Consider the following 12894-nt stretch of genomic DNA (forward strand, 5'->3'; position numbering starts at 1 on the left):
TTATGAAAGGAGTACTATGGAAAACGGTAAGAAGAAAAAAATTTGGCTCTCACCCCTAATCAGTAATGGAATGGTGCTACAAAGAGATTCCAAGGTAAAGATATGGGGTAGAGGAGTTCCAAGGAAAGAACTTAAATTAAATTTTTTAGATGTAGAATATAAAACTGTAACTAATGAGGATGGAAGCTGGAGTATCGAATTAAAAGATTTAAAAGCCGGCGGACCTTATACAATTAATATCAGCCATGAAGGAGAAGAAAGAATTGTAGAAGATGTCCTGGTGGGTGATATTTGGGTACTGGCAGGCCAATCAAATATGCAGATACCGGTTAGCCGAACCCTTGATTTATTTGAAGATGAAATAAAAGGGGCTAACAATCCAAACATCAGACAGTATACCGTACCTATGGTATATAATTTTAAAGAGCCTATGGATGAGCTATGTGATGGTAATTGGGTACCTGTTACACCTGATACCGTATATGATTTTAGTGCAATCGGTTATTTCTTTGCTAAGAAGATTTATGATAAATATAAGATACCTATTGGCTTATTATTTACAGCAATAGGAGGAACACCGGCAGAGGCTTGGATGAGTGAAGAGACCTTAATGGGCTTTGATAGATTCAAGGAAATTTTAGATAAGTGCAAAGATGATGCTTATGTAGAAGATATAATTAATAGTGAAACCCAAGCCAATAATAATTGGCACCAAGAGCTTAATAAAAATGATGAAGGACTCAACCATAAACCGGACACCTGGTATATGGAGGAATATGATGATACCGATTGGAGAAAGATAAATTTACCGGCTAGTTTTCGTGGCACAGAATTAGAGCCTATCCGGGGCTCCATATGGCTTAGGAAGGAGATAGAGATACCTAAGCATTTGGCAGGCAAGGAAGGAAAACTGTTTTTAGGAACACTTATAGATGCAGATGAGACCTATATCAACGGTGTTCAAGTAGGTAATACCGGATATTTATATCCTCCCAGAAGATACAATATACCCAAGGGATTATTAAAGGCCGGAAAGAATGTAATAACTGTTCGCCTTATTATGACAGAAAATATCGGTGGCTTTGTTACCGACATGCCCTATTTTATTAAGATAGAAAATGAGCAAATACCTATAGCAGGAACATGGAAGTATAAAATAGGTGCAATTACTAAGGCTCAAAACCCCACTACATTCTTCCAGTATAAACCTACAGGAGTATATAATGGTATGATTTACCCCTTACGTAATTATAGTATTAGGGGAATACTGTGGTATCAAGGAGAATCCAATACCGGATATCCCTATGATTATAAGGATTTACTAGAGGCTGTTATTATGGATTGGCGCAAGTTATGGAATCTGGGAGATATACCATTTTATTATGTACAACTGGCCAATTATTGTCCTTGGAGAATGGAACCGGAGGTAAGCGGATGGGCCCAGGTAAGGGAGGCACAAAGACAAATCCTTGAACTTCCCAACACAGGCATGGCAGTAACTATTGACGTGGGTATGTATAATGACCTACATCCATGGGATAAAAAGAGTGTCGGTGAAAGACTGGCTCTTTGGGCACTTAACCATGTATTTGGTGAAGACAATGTACCTAGCGGTCCTATATATAAATCCTTGTCGGTAGAAGATAATAAAATTAGGCTTTACTTTAACTATACCGGAAGCGGTTTGACCGTAAAGGGTAATAAGTTAGAGACTTTTGAAATAAGCGGTACAGACGGTAAGTTCTATCCTGCCGAAGCTGAAATAGAAGGGGATTGTGTTATGGTATATAGCAAAAAGGTATCTAATCCTAAATGGATTCGTTATGCTTGGGCAGATAATCCGGAGAATGCTAATCTATATAATAATGAAGGACTTCCTGCCTCTCCTTTTATAGCCCAAATAGATGAATAATTAAAATGTAAATTTATATGCTAATATAAAAAAATGGTGATGCTTTTAGGTCACCATTTTTTAATTATAAGATACCTAATTTCTTATCCTTATGATATAATATACTGCACATAAGTTGATTTTTATTAAAGATATAGACATATTGATAGAAATAAATTAAAATAAATGGAATATTGAATAGAAAAAAGGAGATTGAAGAAATTATGGCAGAATCAATGAAAGGTTTACGCAGAAGTCACCGCTGTACTGAAGTATCCAATCGTAATATCGGAGAAACAGTGACAGTAATGGGATGGGTACAAAAAAGCAGAAATAAGGGTGGTATAATTTTTGTTGACCTAAGAGATCGTTCCGGAATTCTGCAGATTATTTTTGAAGAAAGTGATGTAGGAAGCGAAGGCTTTGCCAAGGCTGAGCATTTAAGAAGTGAATATGTTATTGCAGTAAGGGGTAGGGTTGAGGCCAGATCCGGAGCTGTTAATAAAAACTTATTAACAGGAGATATAGAAATCAGGGCTAATGATATAAGAATCTTGTCAGAAGCCGAGACTCCTCCTTTTCCCATAGAAGAGGATAGTAAGACCAAGGAAGAGTTAAGGCTTAAGTATAGATACCTAGATCTTCGTAGGCCTGATTTACAAAGAAATCTGATTCTTCGAAGCCGGGTGGCTAACATTACACGGAGTTTCTTAACTGAAGAAGGATTTTTAGAGATAGAAACTCCTACACTGACAAAAAGTACACCGGAGGGAGCAAGGGACTATCTGGTTCCAAGCAGAGTACACCCAGGACAATTCTATGCCCTGCCCCAATCACCTCAATTATTTAAACAGCTTTTAATGTGTGCCGGATATGACAGGTATTTTCAGATTGTCAAATGTTATCGTGACGAAGATTTAAGGGCAGACAGGCAGCCTGAATTCACCCAGATTGATATGGAATTATCCTTTGTGGATGTGGATGATGTTATAGAAGTTAATGAACGACTCCTTAAGAAAATGTTTAAAGAAGCCATAGGTATAGATGTAGAGCTTCCTATACAAAGAATGACCTATAAAGAAGCAATGGACAGATTTGGATCGGATAAGCCGGATATCCGTTTTGGCATGGAGCTTAAGGATGTGTCCCATATAGTAAAAGGCTGTGGCTTTGGAGTATTTACCGGTGCTATCGAAAATGGCGGATCTGTCAGAGGTATAAATGCCCAGGGACAAGCTACAATGCCAAGAAAAAAGATAGATGCCATGGTTAATTTTGTTAAGGATTACGGTGCTAAAGGCTTGGCCTATCTTGCAATTAATGAAGACGGCAGCTATAAATCCTCCTTTGCAAAATTTATGACCGAGGATGAACTTGCCTCTTTAGTAAAGGCTATGGAAGCAAAACCGGGTGATCTATTATTCTTTGCTGCCGATAAAGATGACATAGTATATGCTGCTCTAGGTAATCTAAGACTGGAGCTGGCAAAAAATATGGATCTAATAAATAAGGATGAATATAAATTTCTATGGGTTACGGAGTTTCCTTTGTTGGAGTACTCAGAAGAAGAACAAAGATACGTTGCTAAGCATCATCCCTTTACCATGCCTATGGAAGAGGATCTTCACCTACTTGATACAGACCCTGGCAAAGTTAGGGCTAAGGCCTATGATATTGTATTAAACGGCCACGAAATCGGAGGAGGATCCGTAAGAATATATCAAAGCGACATTCAAGAAAAGATGTTTGAAGTACTTGGATTTACCAAGGAAGAAGCTTATGAACGTTTTGGCTTCCTTTTAAATGCATTTAAATTTGGTGTACCTCCCCATGCCGGTTTAGCATATGGTCTTGACCGTCTGATAATGCTTATGGCTAAGGAAGACAATATCCGTGATGTTATTGCCTTCCCTAAAGTAAAAGATGCATCCTGTCTAATGACAGAGGCTCCCAGTATTGTAGATAATAAACAGCTTATAGAATTAGGTATTGATGTTAAAAATAATACAGATATATAATAAATATTATGGAAATGAATCTGAATCTAAATGAAAATCTATACACCCTTGTTATATGCTACCTACTGATAATTAATATTGTAGGATTTGCAGCAATGGGAATTGATAAGAAAAAATCAATAAAGAGAGGGTGGCGCATTCCTGAGCGCACCCTCATTTTACTTGCTTTTGCCGGGGGAGCCTTGGGCTCCTTTTTAGGCATGTATATCTTTAGGCATAAGACAAAGCATATGAAATTTGTAATCTTGCTTCCTTTGGCCTTATTGCTACATATCTTTTTATTCTATCTTATATCCCGTCAATAACTCAATAGCATACACTTGATAAATCCTTGTCAGTCTCCCTAGACAAGATCGACAAACTGTTGACAAGGATTTTAAATAGTGATATTATTGCTTTATGACAAAGACGCTTTAAAGCATTAAATTGAAAAAGAATAAGGGTAAAGTGAGGGCAAGAAAGTGGGTATTAAATTAATTTTTTTAATATGCTTCTTTGCAATTATGATTGTAGTAGGGGTTATTGCCAGTAAACATGCAACTAATGTGGGAGACTTTGTATTAGGAGGAAGAAAGGTAGGCCCATGGCTTACAGCCTTTGCCTATGGAACCTCTTATTTTTCTGCAGTAGTATTTGTTGGATATGCCGGGCAGTTCGGATGGCGATACGGGATATCAGCCACATGGATTGGCATTGGTAATGCCTTAATCGGAAGTCTCCTACCCTGGATAGTCCTTGGAGGCCGAACCCGTACTATGACAAAACATCTTAATTCAGCCACCATGCCTGATTTTTTTGGCAGAAGGTTTGACAGTAAGGCTATTAAGATAGCAGCAGCTGTCATATCCTTTATTTTTTTGGTACCTTATACAGCTTCGGTTTATAATGGCCTATCTAGACTTTTTGAAATGGCCTTTAATATTCCTTACTGGGTATGTGTACTGGGTATGGCCTCCCTTACAGGGCTTTATGTGATATTGGGAGGTTACATGGCTACGGCCATTAACGATCTTATCCAAGGTATTGTTATGCTGGTAGGTATTGTTGCTGTTATTGGGACAGTACTAAGTCAACAGGGAGGATTTTTTTCTGCAGTGGGCAAACTGGCAGAACTTAAAAGTGATGTACCTGTTACTTTAGGACAAAGTGGGGCATTTACCTCTTTCTTTGGACCGGATCCTATAAATTTACTGGGAGTGGTAATCCTTACTTCCTTAGGAACCTGGGGACTTCCTCAAATGGTACATAAATTTTATGCAATAAAAGATGAAAAATCTATTAAAACCGGAACTATTATTTCCACTATATTTGCAATAATCATTGCAGGAGGCTGTTATTTTCTTGGTAGTTTCGGAAGATTATTTGATAACCCCGGCCTTTATAATGAACAAGGTAAGGTTATCTATGATGCCATAATGCCTTATATATTATCTTCCTTATCAGATGTACTTATTGGTATAGTTGTAGTTTTGGTACTATCTGCTTCCATGTCAACATTGTCAGCCCTGGTACTAACATCTAGTTCTACGATTACTTTAGACTTAATAAAAGATAATTTGTACAAGGATATGAATCAGAAAAAACAACTAAGAATTATGAGAATATTTATAGTGTTTTTTATAGTGGTTTCAGTAGTTCTTGCTTTATATCCACCTGATTTTATTGCACAGCTGATGGGAATTTCTTGGGGAGCCTTAGCAGGTGCTTTTTTGGCACCCTTTATGTATGGCTTATACTGGAAAGGAACTACCAAGGGGGCAGTATGGGCCAGTTTTATATCGGGAGTAGGAATTACCACATCAAATTTGGTATTTGGCTATATTGATTCTCCCATAAACGCAGGAGCCATAGCCATGGTTGCGGGACTTGTAATTGTACCTCTTGTAAGTATTCTTACACCTAAGATGAAGAAAGATAAGCTAGAAGCTATTTTTAAGTGCTATAAGAGTGATAATAACCTTTCTAAAAATGAGTTATCAGAGGATAAATTAAAGGAAGAAAAACAAACAAAAGTTATGGCATAAAGAAGAAATAAAAATTAGAATGATATTAGGGGGATAAAAAATGATTTGGGCAAAAGAAGAAACTCTTCCCAGACAGGAAATAGAAAATATTCAATTAACAAGACTTAAAAGTACTTTAAAACGAATTTATGATAAGATACCTGCTTATCGTGCTAAGATGGACCAACAGGGAATAAGTTGTAAGGATATTAAGAATCTTGATGATCTTAAGTTACTACCCTTTACTACTAAGCAAGATTTAAGGGATAATTACCCTTTTGGCTTATTTGCTGTGCCTAAAAAGGAATTGGTACGTATCCATGCATCCTCAGGTACCACCGGAAAACCCACTGTGGTTGGATATACGAAAAAGGATCTTGATATTTGGACCGAATGTGTATCAAGGATTGCCTGCATGGGAGGAGCCAGCCAGGAGGATATAGCTCAAATCTGTTTTGGATACGGAATGTTTACCGGAGCCTTGGGTCTGCATTATGGACTTGAGAATATCGGCGCCATTGTATGTCCGGCCTCTTCGGGAAATACCCAAAGGCAGATTATGTATATGCAGGATTTTGGCACCACCTTACTGGTTGCCACACCCTCATATGCTTTACATATTGCCGAAGTGGCAAATGAGATGGGAATTGATCCGGCTAAGGATTTAAATGTAAGGATAGGCCTTTTCGGTGGAGAAGGCATGACTGAACCTATGCGCAGTGAAATGCTAAGGCTTTGGGGAAGCAAAATGAAAGCTACTCAAAATTATGGCATGAGCGAGTTAATAGGTCCGGGAGTATCCGGTGAGTGTTTGGAGTTATGCGGTATGCATATTAATGAAGATCACTTTATACCGGAGGTTATTAATCCTAAAACCGGAGAAGTATTACCGCCGGGAGAAAAAGGAGAGCTTGTTATTACCTGTATTACTAAGGAAGCTCTGCCTATAATACGTTATCGTACCGGAGATATTACAAGACTTTTTTATGAACCTTGTAAATGTGGAAGAACTACCGTAAGGATGGAGAATATATCAGGTAGATCCGATGATATGATGATTATAAGAGGAGTCAATGTATTTCCCAGCCAGATTGAAGAAGTACTGCTTAGGGTACCGGAGATTGGTCCCCATTATGAAATCCTTGTAGAACGGAAGGATTACTTGGATATTATGGAGATTAAAGTGGAACTGGCAGATGAGACTTTACTTGATTCTTATGCAAAACTAGGTGAACTGGAAAAGAGGATTAAACTTAGCCTGCGGTCTGTACTTGGTCTTGATGCTATAATAAAATTAGTGGCACCTAAAAGTTTGAAAAGATTTGAGGGTAAGGCAAGGCGAGTTACAGATTTGCGTAAGATGTAAAATATAATATAATAAAATATATCGACTAAATTTATTAACCAATGAAAGGGGAAGACAAGTGTCTGAAAAAGTATTAATGCTAGGTAATGAAGCATTTGCTCGTGGTGCCTATGAAGCAGGGTGTAAGGTATCTGCCGCATACCCGGGCACACCTAGTACAGAAATCAGTGAAAATATTGTAAAGTATGATGAAATATATTCTGAGTGGTCACCCAATGAGAAAGTGGCCTTGGAGGTGGCCATAGGAGCTTCTATAGTAGGAGTAAGAGCTTTAGCTTCTATGAAGCATGTAGGATTAAATGTTGCAGCTGATCCCTTGTTTACAGCTTCATACATAGGTGTTAACGGTGGTCTGGTTATAATTGTAGCAGATGACCCCGGTCTGTATAGTTCACAAAATGAGCAGGATACCAGGGCGGTGGCAAGAGCAGCAAAAATTCCGGTTTTAGAACCCTCAGACAGTGCAGAAGCTAAAGAGTTTGTTAAGTTTGCCTTTGACCTTAGTGAAAAATATGATACACCGGTTATTATAAGGAGTACTACAAGGCTTTCCCATTCCCAGGGACTGGTAGAACTTCAAGATAGGATTAATATAGAAGATAAGCCATATGTAAGGGATATTTCTAAAAATGTAATGATGCCCGGTAATGCCAAGGGCCGCCACCTGGTTGTAGAAAGCAGGGAGCTGGCTCTTATTAAGGATAGCTGTGATTTTCCCGTTAATATTGTAGAATATAATGATACAAAAATCGGCGTCATTACCTCAGGTATACCCTATCAGTATGTAAAGGAGGCTCTGCCTGAAGCTTCCGTATTAAAATTAGGTATAGTTAATCCCTTACCAAGAAAGTTGATCGAGGAGTTTGCCTCTAAGGTTGATACCTTATATATAGTAGAAGAATTGGATCCTATTATAGAGGAACAGGTAAAAAGCTGGGGCATAAAAGCCATAGGGAAGGATATTCTGACAGTACAAGGAGAATATTCTGCTAATCTATTAAGAAGGGCCATAAAAGGGGAAAATATATCCTTGTTACCGGCAGCAGAAATACCAAACCGTCCTCCTATACTTTGTCCCGGTTGTCCCCATAGAAGTGTATACTCCGTATTAAAGAAGTTAAAAACTCATGGAGCCGGGGATATCGGTTGTTATACCTTAGGAGCCGTGGCCCCTTTAAGCGTAGTAGATACTACCATATGTATGGGAGCAAGTATTTCATCCCTCCATGGTATAGAGAAGGCAAAAGGCAAGGAATATATTAAGAACTGGGTTGCCGTAATCGGAGATTCCACCTTTTTACATACAGGAATCAATTCCCTTATTAATATGGTTTATAATAAAAGTACCGGTACTGTTATGATACTTGATAATTCAACTACAGGAATGACAGGACATCAAGATCACGCTGCTACCGGAAGAACGCTAAAAGGTGAAGCAACTTATTCTGTTGATTTAAAGGAATTATGTAAGGCTGTGGGTGTTCCTCATGTTTATGTGGTTAATGCCTTTGATATAGAAAATCTTGAAAAGACAGTTAAGGAAGCGGTTGCTTTAGATGAAGTGGCTGTTATTATTGCACAGGCTCCTTGTGCTCTTCTTGACAAATCCCCTATAACTAAGCAGTATGTTATAGATCAGGAATATTGCAAGAAATGTGGAATGTGCATGAAGGCAGGTTGCCCTGCAATAACTAAGAGTGACAAGGGTGAAATAAGTATAAATGATACCATGTGTAATGGCTGTGGCCTTTGTTATTCCGTATGTAAGTTTAACGCAATTAAGAGTGTCAAATTAAGATAGGAGGACAACCATGGAGACAAAGAATATAATGATAGTAGGCGTAGGTGGACAAGGAACCTTGCTTACCAGCAGAATCCTTGGTGCCCTTACCATTCAGGCAGGTTATGATGTAAAACTTTCTGAGGTTCACGGAATGGCACAGCGTGGAGGAAGCGTTGTTACCTTTGTAAGATATGGAAAGAAGGTAAATGAGCCCATAGTAGAGGAAGGACAGGCGGATGTGCTGATTGCCTTTGAAAAACTAGAGGCCTTAAGATATGCTCATTTTCTAAAAAAAGATGGTGCAATAATAGTAAATGATCAGCAAATTGATCCTATGCCGGTAGTTATAGGAGCTGCAAAATATCCCGATAATATATTGGAGCAGCTTAGTAAGAATCATAGGATTTTTAAGGTAGATGCTATAGGTGAAGCAAAAAAACTAGGTAACAGCAGAGTATTTAATGTAATTGTACTTGGTATAGCTGCACAACATATGGATTTTTCAAAAGATGAATGGTTATCGGTAATTGAGAAAACAGTACCTCAAAAGACAATCGAAATAAATAAAAAAGCATTTGAAATAGGGTATAATCTCCATAACTAATAAAATTTGTGTCTAGAACTTGCTTTTTTGGAGCTATAGCTGCCTAGATTGAAGAAATGGAGGGGTTAATTTAATGATTCAGCAACTATCAATTATTATACAAAATAAAATAGGAAGTGTAGCAAAAGTAACTTCAATATTAAAAAACAATAATATTAACTTAAGGGCAATAGCTTCTTTTGACACACCGGAGTTTGCTATTCTTAGGATGGTTGTAGACCAGCCTGAGAAAACTAAAACTTTATTGACCGATAAAGGCTATGCAGTAACCATGTCAGAAGCAATTGCTGTGGAGCTTTGTGATCGTCCGGGAGTACTCCATGATTTACTGCAAATTATAGCCGATGCAGATATTGGACTAAATTATATCTACTCAATAGTAATCCGTAACAGTAAAGTACCCTTAATTATATTAAACACAGATAACCTAGAAAAGACAAAAGCTATATTAGAGGAGAAGGGATACACGGTTGCCGGACAGGAGGATGTTGTATTATGATATGGAATGAAACGAAAGAATGCATGAGTAGGGATGAAATTTATAATCTGCAAAGTGCCAGATTAAAAAAGACAGTAAGCCGTGTATATCATAATGTGGAATTCTATCGAAAAAAAATGCAAGAGCTTGGTCTAGAACCCGGCGATATTAATGGGATAGAGGATATAAATAAGCTTCCCTTTACAACCAAGGATGATTTAAGAGATAATTATCCCTTCGGATTATTTGCTGTGCCTCAGTCTGAGGTGGTAAGAGTTCATGCCTCCTCCGGTACTACAGGCAAGGCTACAGTAGTGGGATATACCAGAAGAGATATAGAGATTTGGCAGGAATGTGTAACCAGGGTACTGGCCATGGCCGGTGTCGGTAAAAATGATAAGTTACAGGTGGCATATGGTTATGGGCTCTTTACCGGAGGCTTAGGCCTTCATTATGGTGCAGAGAACTTGGGAGCCATGGTAATTCCTATGTCCACAGGTAATACCCAGAAGCTTATAACAATGATGGAGGATTTTGGGGCAACTGCTATTGCTTGTACTCCCTCATATCTGTTGCATATTGCGGAAGTGTTAGAAGAAGCGGGAAAGCTGGATAAAATAAAGTTAAAGGCAGCCATATGCGGAGCTGAGCCTTGGACAGAAAATATGCGAAAGGAAATTGAAACAAAACTTAAGCTTAAGGCATATGATATTTATGGGCTAAGTGAAATACTTGGTCCCGGTGTAGCTGCTGATTGCGATGCCCATAAAGGATTACATGTTTACGAGGATCATTTTGTACCTGAAATTATTAACCCCGAAACATTAGAACCCTGTAAGGAGGGCGAGGTAGGAGAGCTTGTATTTACCACTATAACTAAAGAGGCCTTGCCACTGTTTCGATATAGAACCAAGGATTTGACCAGTATCACCTATGAACCCTGTGAATGTGGTAGAACTATTGCAAGAATTTCTAGATTCAAAGGACGTTCTGATGATATGCTTATTATTAGGGGAGTTAATGTATTCCCCTCACAGGTTGAATCTGCTTTACTTGAAATAGGTGAAACCAGTCCTCATTATATAATGATTGTTGACAGGGTAAATAATTTGGATACACTGGAAATTCAAGTTGAGGTTGAGGAGCGTTTCTTCTCTGACGAGATTAAAGAACTGGAAAATCTGACAAGGAAAATCTCTCATGTGCTTCAGACTGCCCTTGGATTGGCTGTTAAGGTAACCCTAGTTGAACCTAAAACTATAGCCAGAAGTGAAGGAAAAGCAAAAAGGGTTATCGATAAGAGAAAACTTATATAGAATTACTATATAATAAAAAAACGAAACGGTGGAATAAAAAAAGGAGGGGTACTATGCTAATTAAGCAGCTATCTGTATTCATCGAAAATAAAGAAGGCAGATTAAAAGATGTAACCCAGGTATTAAGAAAGCATAATATTAATATAGCATCTTTTAGCCTTGCAGATACGGCAGAATACGGTATGCTAAGGATGATTGTATCTGACCCGGATAAAGGCAGACAGGTTTTAAAGGAAGAAGGCTTTTCTGTAAAACTGACAGATGTTATTGCAGTTAAGATATCACAGCAGCCCGGAACCTTAAATGAAGTACTAAATATAATCTTTGAAGCAGGATTAAGCATAGAATATATGTACACCCTTGCAACAACCGGAAGGGATACTTCCATAATTATGAAGGCTTCTGATTTAAATTGTGCATTAGAAGAGCTAAAGAGGAATGGATATGAGGTCTGCAGTGCAAAGGAAGCATATGAAATAAATAATATTGCTAACAAATAATGTTTGACACCGATACGAAAGAGTGCTATGATGAATATGTTGTTTAGCAGACAACAATTAAATTATTATTTTTTTGGAGGAATTTATACATGAACAAAGGTACAGTTAAATGGTTTAACAATCAAAAGGGCTTTGGCTTCATCTCTGATGAGCAGGGTAATGATGTATTCGTACACTACACAGGTCTTAACATGGATGGCTTTAAGTCCTTAGAAGAAGGCCAAGAAGTAGAGTTTGATGTAGTTCAAGGAGCTAAGGGTCCTCAGGCAACAAACGTAACAAGAATATAATCAATATTGGGTTTACAATGTACCTTTTTTCTAAACTATATATAAGTTTTAAAAATGGATATATTGTTTTAACTATTTGATTAAAAAATGGGGCTGTCCCACTAAGTAATTAGCGGGCAGCTCCATTTTTTTAATTATTGAGTAAGCAGGTTTTTCTTTGTCCAATTTAGCAAGTTATAAAGAGGTTTAAAGAGTGTTAGGGCAATTACATAATTACCTATACAATGGGCTATGTCAAAGGGAATTCCCACAATAAAAGTAGATATGGCCAAAGGCACACCCCCTATGAAAAGGTAGGGGATGGAGCAAAGAAGCCCAAAACTAAGCCCAAATGTTCCGGAAAGTATTGCCCAAAAAAAGGGGGAACGGTTCTTTTTAAAAAGTATGGTGAAAAACATTAGGATAGTCCATACATATAAGTAGCAAATCCAATAGGTTGTAAACCCGTAGATAAGCCCTTCTACAAGAACAAATATATAGATAATATATAAGGTTTTCCACTTAAATACCAGGGTGCTAATGATTATAATTAAGGATACCAGTTCTATGTTAGGAAGAAAGGCAAAGGCTACCTGAACTGTAATAAGTATAGCCGACATAATTCCGATTATAGCAATATCCCTTGTCTTTAAAGAGAACTTCATT

At 37.9% G+C, this 12894-nt stretch carries 12 protein-coding genes; 11 read left to right on the plus strand and 1 reads right to left on the minus strand.

What is annotated here, in order from left to right:
• The first annotated feature begins 16 nt into the window (after nucleotides 1-16).
• The 11 genes from SD1D_RS02495 (at nucleotide 17) to SD1D_RS02545 (ending at nucleotide 12249) form a co-directional block, all read left to right on the plus strand.
• The gene (locus SD1D_RS02495) at nucleotides 17-1912 is read left to right on the plus strand and encodes a sialate O-acetylesterase (protein ID WP_197687598.1); all 1896 of its coding nucleotides are present in this window, start codon (nucleotides 17-19) and stop codon (nucleotides 1910-1912) included.
• Between the two features lie 203 nt (nucleotides 1913-2115).
• Nucleotides 2116-3909, plus strand: a complete 1794-nt coding sequence (gene aspS, locus SD1D_RS02500; RefSeq protein WP_058257459.1) for an aspartate--tRNA ligase — start codon at nucleotides 2116-2118, stop codon at nucleotides 3907-3909.
• A 14-nt stretch (nucleotides 3910-3923) separates the two neighbouring features.
• The gene (locus tag SD1D_RS02505; protein ID WP_087758929.1) at nucleotides 3924-4214 is read left to right on the plus strand and encodes a DUF1294 domain-containing protein; all 291 of its coding nucleotides are present in this window, start codon (nucleotides 3924-3926) and stop codon (nucleotides 4212-4214) included.
• A gap of 198 nt (nucleotides 4215-4412) precedes the next feature.
• Nucleotides 4413-5933, plus strand: coding sequence for a sodium:solute symporter family protein (locus SD1D_RS02510; RefSeq protein WP_456298563.1), 1521 nt, complete (start codon nucleotides 4413-4415; stop codon nucleotides 5931-5933).
• Between the two features lie 40 nt (nucleotides 5934-5973).
• A complete protein-coding gene (locus tag SD1D_RS02515) occupies nucleotides 5974-7278 on the plus strand; it encodes a phenylacetate--CoA ligase family protein (protein WP_058257462.1) in 1305 nt (434 codons plus the stop codon).
• 58 nt (nucleotides 7279-7336) lie between these two features.
• Nucleotides 7337-9079 (plus strand): indolepyruvate ferredoxin oxidoreductase subunit alpha, encoded by a 1743-nt coding sequence (gene iorA, locus SD1D_RS02520; protein WP_173803192.1) that lies wholly within the window; start codon nucleotides 7337-7339, stop codon nucleotides 9077-9079.
• A 10-nt stretch (nucleotides 9080-9089) separates the two neighbouring features.
• Nucleotides 9090-9665, plus strand: a complete 576-nt coding sequence (locus SD1D_RS02525; RefSeq protein WP_058257463.1) for an indolepyruvate oxidoreductase subunit beta — start codon at nucleotides 9090-9092, stop codon at nucleotides 9663-9665.
• Between the two features lie 73 nt (nucleotides 9666-9738).
• Nucleotides 9739-10164: an ACT domain-containing protein gene (locus tag SD1D_RS02530; RefSeq protein ID WP_058257464.1), complete on the plus strand. Its 426-nt coding sequence runs from the start codon at nucleotides 9739-9741 to the stop codon at nucleotides 10162-10164.
• Nucleotides 10161-11459: a phenylacetate--CoA ligase family protein gene (locus SD1D_RS02535; RefSeq protein WP_058257465.1), complete on the plus strand. Its 1299-nt coding sequence runs from the start codon at nucleotides 10161-10163 to the stop codon at nucleotides 11457-11459. The genes SD1D_RS02530 and SD1D_RS02535 overlap by 4 nt, the downstream gene beginning before the upstream one ends.
• Nucleotides 11460-11512: 53 nt before the next feature.
• Nucleotides 11513-11959 carry an ACT domain-containing protein gene (locus SD1D_RS02540; protein ID WP_058257466.1) on the plus strand — a complete coding sequence of 149 codons (447 nt, stop codon included), beginning with the start codon at nucleotides 11513-11515 and terminating at the stop codon, nucleotides 11957-11959.
• Nucleotides 11960-12048: 89 nt separating this feature from the next.
• Nucleotides 12049-12249, plus strand: a complete 201-nt coding sequence (locus SD1D_RS02545) for a cold-shock protein (RefSeq protein ID WP_058257467.1) — start codon at nucleotides 12049-12051, stop codon at nucleotides 12247-12249.
• 134 nt (nucleotides 12250-12383) lie between these two features.
• Here SD1D_RS02545 and SD1D_RS02550 read toward each other — a convergent pair whose 3' ends face one another.
• Nucleotides 12384-12893 carry a hypothetical protein gene (locus tag SD1D_RS02550; protein WP_058257468.1) on the minus strand — a complete coding sequence of 170 codons (510 nt, stop codon included), beginning with the start codon at nucleotides 12891-12893 and terminating at the stop codon, nucleotides 12384-12386.
• Between the last annotated feature and the right edge of the window lies 1 nt (nucleotide 12894).

Origin of the sequence: Herbinix luporum (genome assembly GCF_900070325.1) — a bacterium.
Lineage (GTDB): Bacteria > Bacillota > Clostridia > Lachnospirales > Lachnospiraceae > Mobilitalea > Mobilitalea luporum.

Excerpts from the sequence above, each read along its gene's own strand:
- SD1D_RS02550 (WP_058257468.1), bottom strand. The coding sequence starts at position 12,893 with ATGAAGTTCTCTTTAAAGACAAGGGATATTGCTATAATCGGAATTATG.
- SD1D_RS02495 (WP_197687598.1), top strand. The coding sequence starts at position 17 with ATGGAAAACGGTAAGAAGAAAAAAATTTGGCTCTCACCCCTAATCAGT.
- SD1D_RS02515 (WP_058257462.1), top strand. The coding sequence starts at position 5,974 with ATGATTTGGGCAAAAGAAGAAACTCTTCCCAGACAGGAAATAGAAAAT.
- SD1D_RS02505 (WP_087758929.1), top strand. The coding sequence starts at position 3,924 with ATGAATCTGAATCTAAATGAAAATCTATACACCCTTGTTATATGCTAC.
- SD1D_RS02545 (WP_058257467.1), top strand. The coding sequence starts at position 12,049 with ATGAACAAAGGTACAGTTAAATGGTTTAACAATCAAAAGGGCTTTGGC.
- SD1D_RS02530 (WP_058257464.1), top strand. The coding sequence starts at position 9,739 with ATGATTCAGCAACTATCAATTATTATACAAAATAAAATAGGAAGTGTA.
- SD1D_RS02510 (WP_456298563.1), top strand. The coding sequence starts at position 4,413 with ATGATTGTAGTAGGGGTTATTGCCAGTAAACATGCAACTAATGTGGGA.
- SD1D_RS02535 (WP_058257465.1), top strand. The coding sequence starts at position 10,161 with ATGATATGGAATGAAACGAAAGAATGCATGAGTAGGGATGAAATTTAT.
- SD1D_RS02540 (WP_058257466.1), top strand. The coding sequence starts at position 11,513 with ATGCTAATTAAGCAGCTATCTGTATTCATCGAAAATAAAGAAGGCAGA.
- aspS (WP_058257459.1), top strand. The coding sequence starts at position 2,116 with ATGGCAGAATCAATGAAAGGTTTACGCAGAAGTCACCGCTGTACTGAA.
- SD1D_RS02525 (WP_058257463.1), top strand. The coding sequence starts at position 9,090 with ATGGAGACAAAGAATATAATGATAGTAGGCGTAGGTGGACAAGGAACC.